This window comes from Kitasatospora sp. NA04385 (genome assembly GCF_013364235.1).
Taxonomy (GTDB): domain Bacteria; phylum Actinomycetota; class Actinomycetes; order Streptomycetales; family Streptomycetaceae; genus Kitasatospora.
The window spans coordinates 6,186,208-6,198,403 of record NZ_CP054919.1; the positions used below are offsets into that span (position 1 = coordinate 6,186,208).

The following is a 12,196-nucleotide window of genomic DNA, read 5'->3' on the forward strand; positions in this document are numbered from 1 at the left end:
CAACCGTAGGTTTCATAAACCATACCTCAACTGAGGGCCGGTTTATGAAACCTTGGCCATCTTCGCACACCAGTTCGTATCTGTCACGCGACTCGCCCAACCCTGACGGCCGCCAGCCCAAGCACCCCCGCCAGGTACCGATCCGCTCCGCACGCAGGAGCTGGAAGAAGAAGCGCCTGATGGCCAGCGCCAGCCACACGCCCCTCTGCCACTTGGCCAGTGCTCGCCCCGCGTCGGAGACTTCGGAATACGCTGGGCCGCTATGGACTGGCCGGAGCGGGTAGCGAAGCTGAGACGGTGGACCAGCAGCGGCGTCCGGGCGCCGCACAAACCGCTGCTGCTGCTGTACGCGCTGGGCAGCTACCAGCGCGACGCCGACGCCGAACTGCGCTACAGCGCGGTCGAGGAGGAGCTGAAGCGGCTGCTCGAGGAGTACGGGCCGTCCCATTCGACCACCCCCGCCTACCCGTTCCACCACCTGGTCAGCGACGGGGTCTGGGAGGTCAGGACCGACCAGGGGCCCAGGAGCCCCGGGACCGGCGTGCGGGTCCTGCGCTCCAGCGGTGCGACCGGCCGGCTCGTGCCCGAGCTGCGGGCGGCCCTGCGCAAGGACCCGGCGCTGCTGGGACAGTTGGCGCGAGTGCTGCTGGACTTCCACTTCCCACCGTCGCTGCACACCGACCTGTGCGAGGCCGTCGGGCTCGACCTGGACCTGGCCGACACCGAGAGCCTGACCGGAGGCGTCCCGGGTGGGGCGAGGGAGCGGGCGGCGCGGCGGCAGCGGGACCGGCGGATGCGCGAACTCGTGCTGACCGCCTACGAGTTCCAGTGCGCGTTCTGCGGCTACGACGGGATGCTGGGCGCGAGCGCGGTCGGCCTGGAGGCGGCGCACGTGCGGTGGTGGTCCTTCGACGGGCCGGACGAGGTCGACAACGGCCTGTGCCTGTGCTCGCTGCACCACAAGCTCTTCGACAAGGGCGTCCTGGGCCTGGGGGAGGGGCACCGCGTCCTGGTCTCCCGGCGCTTCGTCGGCCGCAGCGAGGCCAGCAGGCAGCAGGTGCTCGCCCTGGCCGGACGGCCGGTCATCGGCCCGCAGCCGGGGACCGCGCCGATCGCGGACCGGCACCGGAAGTGGCACGCCGACCAGGTCTTCCACGGCGAGCCCCGGGAGTCCGCGAACTCGCCGTCCACCGGCTGACCGTCGGCGGGGAGGCTGTCAGCCGCGGCTGCTCTGTCCCGCCTCGATCTGGCCCGCCTCGACCCGGTCTGCCTGCTGCCCGGTGACCAGTTCGCGCAGCTTGGCGCGGGTCTCCGGGTCCGTGGAGTACACGACGGTGCCGATCATGCCGCGGGTCAGCAGCACCTTGTAGGTGTTGCGGATCAGGCGGTCGATGTCGGCGTCGCTGGTGGACTTACGGAAGACCGGGTCCTTGGAGGCCGTCCGGTCGGTGATCCAGCGGTCGGTGCGCCAGACGAGGTCGGGGCCGAGGATGACGCCGCTCCAGTCGTACTCGAAGCCCTGGGCGGTATAGACGCAGCCGACCTGGCCGAAGCCGGCCGGGTCGGTGGCCCACAGCGCGGCGGGGGGCGCACCGGCGATCGAGCGGTCGCCGTAGACGTTCCACGGGCGGGCCCAGTCACCGATCTGCACGTCGAGGGGGAGCGGGTCGCCCGGGGCGACCTTGGTGGTCCACTTCCAGCAGTACCCGGCCGACATCCGGGCGCCGTAGCCCTCCGCGCGCCGGGCCTCTAGGAACGCCTCCAACTCCTCCGGGGTGTCGACGGCTTCCAGAACGACCTTGCCGTCGGGCTCCCAGGGGACCGGGCCGCCGGGCTCCAGACCCAGCAGGCGCACCACCCAGTGCAGGTAGGCGTCGCTGCCGCCGCAGCGGAACTGGCTGTCCAACTCGACCACCTGGCAATCCAGGCCCTTCACCGCAGCGGCCGCCCTGATCTGCGCCACCGTGCCCATCTCGCCCGGCCGGACCACCTGGTGCTCGTCCAGCAGGAACACCGGCACCCGGGCGGCGTCGATCAGCTCCTCGATCTGCGGCTTGCCGGTGCGCTCGGTGGCCCGGGTGTACCGGTTCGCCGAGGTCTCCCGGATCCGGTGCGCCTCGTCGCAGATCAGCACGTCCAGCCCGTTGCGCTCCGCGGTCATGAAGCTGTTGAAGTACTTGAACAGCTCCTGGACTTGGCGCTTCCGCGCCCCGGCGACCCGACGCATCGTGGTGGTGAACGAACTGGACCCGGTCGCGTGGAAAGCGGTCACGCCGCGCCGGTACAGGTCGCCCAGCAGGGACAGCGCGATCACGCTCTTCCCGGTGCCCGGCCCGCCCGTGATGACCACCACCTGCTTGTGGTCGGACTGCTGCGCCCGGCGCACCGCGCGCAGCACCAGCTCGTAGGCGACCCGCTGCTCGTCCAGCAGCACGAACTGCTCGCGTTCGCGCACCTCGTCGGCGGCGACCGCCATCAGCTGCTTGGACGGGGCGATCTTGCCCGCGAGCAGCAGGTCCGCGGCCTGGGCACCGGAGGCGGGCTTCAGCTTCGAGCGCAGGTACTCCACGAACTCCCCGCGCCGCTCGGCGGTGAACAGCCGACCGCGCTCGTCCTGCTGCACCTCGTACAGGCCCTGGACGCCGAACTCCGTCGCATTGTGCAGGAAGGCCACCCCGGAGATCCGCTCGGGGTGCTCGGCGAGCGCCCCGTTGAAGGAGATCAGGTAGTCGCAGTAGCCGCGGACCTGCTCGACCGGGTTCAGCACCGGCCGGGTGTACGCGTCGACGCGGCACAGCAGCGGCTCGCTGTCCTCCGGGAGTGCGCTGCTCCACTGCTTGAGTTCGACCACCACGTACGACGGTTCGCCCGTGACCGGGTGGACGCCGGCGAGGACGGCGTCGGCGCGCTTGCTGTTCAGCGGTAGGGAGTACTCGAGGAGCACCTCGACCGCGCCGAGTCCGGCGTCCAGGAGGGCGTTGGTCAGCTCGGGGATGCTCATCTCCCAGGAGCGGACCTCGGACGGGCCGGGCTTGTGGCCGTGCTGGTGGACGAACTGGTCGATGAGGCGCACGAACAGTGATCCGGCCAGCCTCTCGGCGGCGACCGCGGACGCGGAGTCGCGGAACAGCAAGACATGCTCCCAGGCAGCACGAAGTGACTCGTGCGGGTGGGGGCATGTCCTGGGAGGGAAGCCCGGCGGGCCGCGCTGATGACTGGGCCAAACCTATCAACGGGTGGTCTGAACTCGTCCTCGAACGGCGAAGGAAGGGGTCGGCGGCTTCCAACGGCGCCAGGCAAGGACGCAGAGCACACGGGCCAGCTCACCGTGATCTACGGATGATGCTCGTGACGCTGTGGCACTGGCTGAGGCTTGGGATGATCACTGCTGCCGACCATCCGAAGGGGCCGGATTTTATCTCAACTCGCTTATTCCGAAAGAGTTCTGATGGATAGTCACTCTCACGAGTGAGGCCTGTCGGAAGGGACTGCTTCGATGCGAGCTGTCCGAGAGGTTCTGCTCCAGGAGGGTTTTCATGGAAGCGTTGTACGAGCGGTTGGCTGAGGCGGCGAGCGGGCTGTCGGCAGATGGCGCGATCCGGGTCGTGGCCCAGTACGAGCCGGTGGCCGGCGTGGGGGCGCCGGTGGCGCCGCCGACTGTGAAGGTCAAGGAGGGCGACGGTCCGGGCCAGTTGTTCGAGGACCGGTGGGTCGGCGGGAACCGCACGAGGGTGGTGCTGCTGGACCAGCGGCAGTCGCAGGCGAACCGCTGTGAGACGGCCCTGTTGGAGGCCGCCGATCTGGGGGATGTGGTGCTGCCGCACCTGGCGCTGCACGTGACCGCGGAAGGCCGGGCGCTGCGGATGACGAACCTGGAGGCCCCGCACCGTTCCCGCGACGCCTACTTCCGGGACGCGCTGGACGAGTCCGGAGCGAAGTTCGACGACACGGTTGCGGGGCGAGCGCTGCGCGACACGGGAACCGGTGACGTGCGTGCCTTTCTGGAGCGGGCCCCGTCGGACCTGGTGTTCGGGCTGTGGGACTCGCACCGCAAGCGCCGCGTGCAGTTGAAGGTGCCGCGCACCTACACCTCGGAGATGGTGGGTCTGGACCCGCTGTCCGGGAAGCGGGCGGCGGGGCGCTTCGACAAGTGGAACTTCCCCGGTGACAACGTGGAGTTGACCGCCGACGGCTGGCGGCCGGTCGACGGCGCGGGCAAGAAGAGCGGCAAGGGGAAGACGCTCAAGGCGTCGGCGGTTGGGCACGGCATGATCCCGCCGGTCGAAGGCATGGGCGGGGTGACGGTGCAGTCGATCGAACGCAACGCGACGCTGGCCACGGCGGGCCTGCGGGCGCTGCGCTTCGGAGACGCGCCGAAGGAGTACGTGCGGGCAGCGAGGGCCTTGCTGGCGGCGCTCGCACTCGTGGGGGACCGGCTGGCGTTCGCAGCGCCGGCGGTGCGGCTGCGGTCGGGCTGCGACCTGCTGCTGGTGTCGGAGCGCATCGAGTGGGTCGGGCGCGGGCGTGAGGGCGTGGCGGTGACGGAGCCGCTGGAGCTGGAGACGGCAGGGCAGGCTCTGGAGCTGTTCGAGTTCGCGCGCTCGCGGGCCGAGGAGGCGGGCCTTGTGTGGTCGAAGGAGCCGGTGCGGCTGCGGCCGAACGCGCAGGTGCAGCAGGCCATCGAGCGCTCCTTCCGCCTGGAGGGCATCGGCGAGGCGGAAGGCGAGTAGAGCGTCATGCCTTTCCACATCTCGGTGGAGCTGCTGGAACCGCTCTATCAGGCGACCGCGATGGACGGCGAGAAGGCCGAGTGGCCGCCCCATCCGGCCCGCCTGTTCTGCGCGCTGGTCGCGCACGCGGACCTCGACGACACCGCGCACCGGATGGCGCTGACCTGGCTGGAGGCCCAGGAGCCGCCGGCAGTCACTGTGCCGGTCAGGCCGATGGAGGCGGAACACCCGCGCGCGGCATGGGTGGTCACCAACACCGTGGACCCGAAGAAGGTCACCCACGGTCTGTTGCCGGGACGCACTGCCGGCGGCGTGCCACGAGCGTGGGCACAGAAGACGCTGTCCGGTACACGGATGGTGTTCAGCTGGGCCGCGGAGCCGGGGGAGGAACTCACCCCGGTGCTGAAGGAACTGGCCCACCGGGTGCCGTACTTCGGGCGCTCCACCGGGGCGGGGCTGCTGGATGCCTGGTGTGGCCCCGACGAGCCCGGCGACGAGGAGGGGCGGCGGCAGCGCTGGAGGCCCGCACCCACCGGGCAGTACCTGAGAGGTTCACGGCCGATCCGTGTCCCCTACCGCGGCTACTTGGCCTGGCTGGAGGAGGCGTTCGAGGAACAGGGGCCGGCCTGGAGCCAGTCGCTCACCCGCCACTACCTCGACCCCGACCACGACGACCGGCCCGAAACCCCAGTGGTGGATGGTCCGTTCGATGACCTGCTGACGTTCTCCTTCGCCCCCGGGGTGGTGCTGGATGCGCGGTGGACGCTGGAGCTGACCGGCCGGCTGCGGAGCATGGTGATGGGCACCCTGGAGGCGATGGGCCACGACGTCGAGGCGATGACCACCGTCCACGGCCACAAGAACAGCCCGGACGGCCCACGCCCGGTCGCCTACCTCGCGCTGCCGTTCACCGGCCACCGCCACGCCGACGGGAGGCTTCGCGGCCTGGGCATCGCCCTGCCCCGCGAGATGCCCAGGCAGGACCGCAAGGCACTGCTCGCCGCCCTCCTCCGCCACGACGGGGGCCTGCGCTGGATCCGGCAGGCGGACGGCGAACCGCTGGACCTGGTGCGGGTCAGCCCCGCGGACCAGGACTCGTGGCCGCAGACCGTCCAGCCGGGGACGTGGCAGGGACCCTCGACCGTGTGGACCACAGTGCTGCCGATGGTCCTCGACCGCTTCCCCAAGAAGTACGACGAAGCCACATGGGCCCACTCGGTCGCGGCCAGTTGCGTCGCAGCAGGGCTACCTGAACCCGCGCAGGTGCAGGTGAGCCCGCGCTACGGGCTCACCCCCGGAGCTCCGGGGGTAGACGGTTTTCCGGTGCGCCGCAAACTCGGGGAGCGGCCGCTGCCGAGCTGCCACGTACGCCTGACCTTCCCTGCTCCGGTGACGGGGCCGGTGGTGCTGGGCAGCAAGAAGAACTTCGGCCTGGGCCTGTGCCGTCCGGAGCCCGGCTTCCAGGAGGACGACCAGTGACCGGCGCCGAGCGGTCTGCGACGATCGAGGTGGCCGAGTTCCCAACCTTCTTCCGGGAGGTCCATCACCACACCCACTGCCCGGACGGGACACGGACCGCGGTGTGCGACGGGTGCGAGGGCTGGGCGCCGTTCCCGTGGCAGAGCGCCTACTTGGACGCCGTGGCCGACCGCGCGGACTGGCCCGACCTCGACGTGCCCACCGCACTGGGCAAGACGACGTTCATTGACATCTGGATCTTCCTCCTCGCCTGGGAACACGCCCGCAGGCTAGGCCGGGAGCACCGGAGGGTGCCGCTGCGGCTGTTCTTCTGCGTCGACCGGCGCTTGGTGGTCGACCAGGCCCACCAGCACTCCCTCGAGCTGGCCGCGGCCCTCGCCGGGGCGCCGGACGGTTCCGTGCGGGCGAAGGTCGCCGCATCGCTGCGCGACCTCGGCGGCGGAGCGTTGCCTCTGGACGTGCTGCGGATGCGCGGCGGCACCAGGTGGGAGTCGAACTGGGTGCGCAGCCCAGCCCAGCCGCTGGTGGTGACGTCGACCGTGGACCAGTACGGCAGCCGCCTGCTGTTCCGCGGCTACCACACCTCACCGCAGCGCGCTCCGATCGACGCCGCCCTGACCGGGTACGACGCCCTGCTCGCCCTGGACGAGGCCCACCTGTCGAAGGCCCTGCTCGCGACCGCCGCCGACACCGCCCTCTACCAGCAGACGGCGACACGAGCGGAGTTGGCGCTACGGGCGCTTCGGGTGGTGAGCCTGTCGGCGACCAGCGCCACCGGAGGACGGCCCCGCCTGGGCATCGGTGACGCCGACCGCGCCCACCCGATCGCCGGGCGGCGGATCGCGGCCGATCGCCACGTGACACTGCTGGACGCCAGCAGCTGGTCGAAGAAGCCCGCCGAGGCGTTCGCCCTCGCCGCCGAAACCGGCCTGGACGCCGTCCTTCCCCTCCTGAAACTGCCCGCGGTCGCGGTGATCGCCAACACCATCACCCACGCCCGCGCCACCCACGAAGCACTCTCCGGACGCACCGACGTGGACGTGCTGCTGCTGACCGGCCGCTGCCGGCCCGCGGAACGCGACCTGCTCGTCACCGGCCCGCTGGCCGAGCTCCTTACCGGCATCGATCCCGACCGCGAACGCCCCCTCGTCGTGATCAGCACCCAGACCCTCGAAGTAGGGATCGACTGCACCTTCGGAGCCATGGTCAGCGAATGCGGCGACTGGGCCTCCGCCCTGCAGCGCCTCGGACGCCTCGACCGCCGCGGCGAACTCGGCCCCGTGCCCGCGATCCTCGTACGCACCCACAACCCCGAAGACCCCGACCGCATCCCCGTCTACGGCCCGGCCGCCGCCCACACCTGGCAGTGGCTCACCCAACACGCCCCGGCCCACGACACCCAGGACCCCGCCGAACTGACCCCCCACCTCCTCGACGGCCTGGTCCTCAACCCCGCCACCCTGCCCGGCCTCCTCGACGGCACCGACACCGCACCGCTCACCCGCGCCGGCGAACACATCCCACCTGTTCACCGGGTGCGCGTGGACGCCTTCGCCCGCACCAGCCCCATCCCCGTCCCCGACGAATCCCCCGCCCCCTTCCTCCACGGCCTCGACACCGGCGAGCCCGAAGTCCAACTCCTGTGGCGCGCCGACCTGCCGACCGACACCACCGACCCCGACACCCTCGTCGAACACCTCCGCACCACCCCCGTCCACACCGCCGAAACCCTCTCCCTGCCCCTCGCCGCGGTGCGGCGCTCCCTCACCGAACCCCGCCGCACCCCCGACACCAGCGACCTCGAAGGCCCCGACGCCGACACCACACCCGAACCCCGCAACCCACCCACCCGCCTGCGCACCACCGTCCTCCAACGCGAAGCCGACGGCACCTGGACCACCCCGCGCGCCGCCGACGACCTGAAACCCGGCGCCACCCTCGTCCTGCCCACCACCGCCGGCGGCCACGACGCCTACGGCTGGACCGCCGACCCCAACACCCCCGTCCCCGACCTCGGCGACCACCCCGCCGATCACACCCGCACCCCGCTACGCCTCGACCCGGCCGTCCTGGCTAGCACCACCGGCACTGCCCCCGAGCAGTTCGCCCCGATCGTCAAACAGGCCATCACTGACCTGACCACCGACCCCGACGCCCCGGACGCCGTGAGCACGACCGACGCCATCCGCGCCGCAATCACCAGCCTGCTCGCCACCCTGCCCACCGACACCGCACCCGACGGCCCCGCCCGGCACACCCCGGCACTGGGCCGACGCCTGGAGGGCCTGTTGGAGGTTGCCGAGTGGCGCATCGGACGGTCGGCTACGGCCGGGGCGGTGCTGGTCGACCGCGATGGTCAGGGGCGGATCGTCCTCCTCCCGCCGCGGCTCGCCGACGCCGGCCGCTACCGGATTTCCGTGGACGACGGAGACCCGGACAGCAGCAGCCTCACCCGCACCGTCACCCTCCAACGCCATCACCAGACGGTCGGCGAACGCGCCCGCGACTTCGCCCGGGCGGTCGGACTGCCCGACGACCTGGTCGGTGCCGTCGTGCTGGCCGCCCGGGCCCACGACTGCGGGAAACACCACCCACGGTTCCAGTGCATGCTCTGCTCCGGTGACCGCCTGCTCGCCGAATCCCTGCCCGAACCCCTCGCCAAGTCCGGCATGGACCCCGCCGACCGCGCCGCCCGTAGGCGCGCCGCCCACCTGGCCAACTGGTCCAAGGACCTGCGCCACGAAGCTCTCAGCGCCGCCGCCGTCCAGACCTGGCTCGCCACCGACCCCGACGCCGCCCAAGGGCTCGACCACGACCTCGTCATCCATCTCGTCGCCGCGCACCACGGCTACGCCCGCCCGATGCTGCCCGCGTTCGCCGACCCCGAGCCCGTCCTCGTCGAGTGCACCATGCCCGACGACACCATCGTCACCGTCTCCAGCACGACGATCGGCACCGACTGGAACGGCCCCGACCGCTTCGACGCACTCAACCAGCGCTACGGCCCCTGGGGCCTGGCCCTCCTGGAATCCGTCGTCCGCCTCGCCGACATCGCCTGCTCCGAAGAAGGCAACTGACCGTGCACCAACTCGAACTCCCCGCCCTGCACGCCGACGACCCGCTCGGCTTCCTCGCCGCCCTCGGCATCCTCGAGCTCACCACCGCCACCCTGACCGCCAAACCCCGCCTCCACTGGAACGGCCCCGCCGGCCCCGCCGTCCTCACCACCGACCAACCCCTCACCCTCGACACCCTCACCGACCTCCTCACCACCCACCTCCCGCCCAAGCCCACCCCCACAGCCGGACAGCCGGACGACACAGCCGACACCGAGGACCAGGACAACGAGGACACCGACACAGCCAGCACGAAGGACGAAAGCTGGGACTCCTTCCCCCACGTCCCCGGACTCCTCACCCGCACCCGCGAAGACACCACCGCACCCAACGAAGCCCTGCGCCTTCGAGTCGACACCGCGCACCACACCCTGCGCGAACTCGCCCAGGCCGAACGCGAGACGGGCGACCGCCAAGCCCGCTGGTTCGCCGCCCTGACCAACGTCATGTGCTTCGAGGACGTCAAACCCAAAACCGGCAAGAACGACCCGGAACCTGTCGGAGGGCCGGCGCCCACCACGGTTCGACGCACGCCCGTCACACCGCTGATCGCCGCCGCCGGCCAGATGACTATCACCGGCCTGGCCCAGAGAGCCGTCCTCGGCTGCCACAACGACCCTCGGCAGATCCGCTCGGCCCTGGACGGCTGGCGCCGCGTCCCCGACTACGCCTCCGCCAACTTCGACCACCGCTCCCTCGGCGACGCCCACACCAACTCCGAAGGCAAGCCCTACCAGCGCGGAGCCCCCGGCCCCACCTGGCTCGCCCTCCACGCCCTCGGCACCTTCCGCCTCACCGCCACCGGCCGCACCCAGACCGCCACCAGTTGGGACACCACCAACCGCCGCGGCGCCCTACGATGGCCCGCCTGGACACCACCCCTCACCTCCACCGCGGTCACCGTCCTCCTCGAACACCCCGCCGTCCGCGCCACCGAACCCGGCACAAACCGCAACACCGCGATGCTCACCAACCTCGGCGTCACCGCCCTCCACACCGCACCCCGAACCGGCCTCAAACAATCCAACGGACCCCTCGCCGCAAGCCGCCACCTCTGGCCCTGAACCCCACCCTCACTCCACCAACCCCCGGCCCTTGATAACTCCACAGCGCCAATACAGAAGACGGCACCCCGGGCGGACACGACTTCGGAACCACAAGCAGACACGAAAACACCCCACCGCGTCGAAGCAATAAGTCCGAATTGCCTTAAAGGCACCCGGGCAGGCACGGCAACCGACTCGTCGGACCATCAAGCCAGCAGCTCAGACGCCGTCGCTCCGCACCCTCCCGGTGCGGCACCATCGCAGCCCCGACAGGTAGTCGGCGGCCGCCAGCAGCTTCCCGGTCGCTCCGTACCGTTCCGGTGCGGCACCATTGCAGGGGTCTGAGCACCGACGCTGTGCTGACCTCCCAGGAGGGTTGCTCCGTACCTCGTCGGTGCGGCACCATCGCAGCTTCGAGAACAGCGTCCTTGTCGAGCCTCCGGCAGAGTCGCTCCACACCATCACGGGTGCGGCACCCTCACAGCGGCTTGGGGGCATGTCAGTTCGGCTCGCGCCTGTAGGTCGATCCGCACCATCCTGGTGCGGCAGTATCGCAACGAAATCGAGTTCAACCCTGATGACAGTCTCGCCGTCAGTCGCTCAGCGCGTCCCGGGGCCGGCGCCATCGCAGTGCCGACCTGTCGTACCACTTGGCCGACGACCGGCAGGTCGCTCCGCACCATCCTGGTGCAGCACCATTGCAGCGCGAGATGACTGGCCCGGATGGCCTGTCACTTCTGACGTCGCTCCGCACCCTCCCGGTGCGCCACCATCGCAGGTCGCCAGCGAAGGAAGGCCTCTTCAGCGGCCGGGGGCGCTCCGCACCCTTCCCCGGTGCGGCACCATCGCAGCGTCGTCTCGATGCTGCGGCCGCCCATGCCGGCCAGGGTCGCTCCGCACCACCCCGAGGTGGAACCAGCGCAGTTTGACGTTGCGCCAGGCGTCGAACTTGGCCCATCTCCGTCACTCCGGGCACTATCGCAGCCGCATGACGCCGCAGGTGCGGGTGTTGCGCAGGACCGCCGCTCCGCACCCTCCCAGTGCGGCACTATCGCAGCACCGGGCCGGAGGACATCCGCCTTCCGACCTAGCCTGTCGCTCCGTCCCACCGATGCGGCACCATCGAAGCCATAGCTCCTGGATGGTCATCTGAAGCGTGCCCCGGATCTCTCTGTACCAGCTTTGTACGCCACCATCGCAGCCAGATGACCCGTATCCGAACCAGCACGGGTGGGCGCACTCCGCACCATCCCTGGGCGGCGGCATCACAGCAGCATAGCCACGGCCTCCTCGCGTAGTACCTTGCCATCCTCCTCCTGATCTCCCTGGTGCGGCACCATCGTCGCCGCTCGATCGTCGGCAGCGACCGGCCGATGACCAAGGTCGCTCCGGACCATCTCGGTGCGGCACCATCACAGGGCGAGCGCTTCAAGTCGCATGAACTCGTGCAGCGCTCGGTCCCTCCGCGCCGGCCGGTGCGGCAGCATCGCAGGGCTTTGGGCACGATGACGTGCGGCGCGGTCCCCATGGTCCCTTCACGCCCTGCCGGCGCGACACCATCGCCGTTCGGGCACTTGGCTTTGGTCGTACCAGCCGGCCTGGCCCTCGGCGGGCACCACGGCAGCCAGAGCTCGAGATCCGAGGAGTCGCCGAAGCACCGGCTCCTTCGCCTCCGTTGGTGCGGCACCATCGCAGGTTCAAAGGCGACATGGCCACCGAGCCGAAGGGCTTGACTTCCGCCGCGTCATCTCGGTCCGGCACCATTTCGTGCTGGCGGTGACCCTGACCCGCTCACCTTCCGTGCGGCATCTCCGTACCCTTACTG

6 protein-coding genes are annotated in these 12,196 nt (G+C 70.7%); 5 read left to right on the forward strand and 1 reads right to left on the reverse strand.

All coding sequences use genetic code 11. The features are described 5' to 3' along the window. The first annotated feature begins 262 nt into the window (after positions 1-262). A complete protein-coding gene (locus HUT16_RS27555) occupies positions 263-1,198 on the forward strand; it encodes a phosphorothioated DNA-binding restriction endonuclease (RefSeq protein WP_176190751.1) in 936 nt (311 codons plus the stop codon). 18 nt (positions 1,199-1,216) lie between these two features. On the opposite strand, the gene HUT16_RS27560 is transcribed toward HUT16_RS27555, so the two are convergent. Continuing rightward, positions 1,217-3,133 (reverse strand): DNA/RNA helicase domain-containing protein, encoded by a 1,917-nt coding sequence (locus HUT16_RS27560; protein WP_176190752.1) that lies wholly within the window; start codon positions 3,131-3,133, stop codon positions 1,217-1,219. A gap of 403 nt (positions 3,134-3,536) precedes the next feature. Between HUT16_RS27560 and cas7u the strand changes: the two genes are divergently transcribed. From cas7u to HUT16_RS27580, 4 genes are read left to right on the forward strand one after another with little or no spacing between them, the layout of a single operon-like run. Further along, positions 3,537-4,730, forward strand: coding sequence for a type I-U CRISPR-associated RAMP protein Csb1/Cas7u (gene cas7u / locus HUT16_RS27565; protein WP_176190753.1), 1,194 nt, complete (start codon positions 3,537-3,539; stop codon positions 4,728-4,730). 6 nt (positions 4,731-4,736) lie between these two features. Beyond that, entirely contained in the window at positions 4,737-6,209 is a 1,473-nt protein-coding gene (csb2, locus tag HUT16_RS27570) for a type I-U CRISPR-associated protein Csb2 (protein WP_176190754.1), read from the forward strand. A gap of 29 nt (positions 6,210-6,238) precedes the next feature. Further along, entirely contained in the window at positions 6,239-9,286 is a 3,048-nt protein-coding gene (cas3u, locus tag HUT16_RS27575; protein WP_176190755.1) for a type I-U CRISPR-associated helicase/endonuclease Cas3, read from the forward strand. A gap of 2 nt (positions 9,287-9,288) precedes the next feature. After that, positions 9,289-10,389, forward strand: a complete 1,101-nt coding sequence (locus HUT16_RS27580) for a hypothetical protein (protein ID WP_176190756.1) — start codon at positions 9,289-9,291, stop codon at positions 10,387-10,389. Positions 10,390-12,196 lie beyond the last annotated feature (1,807 nt).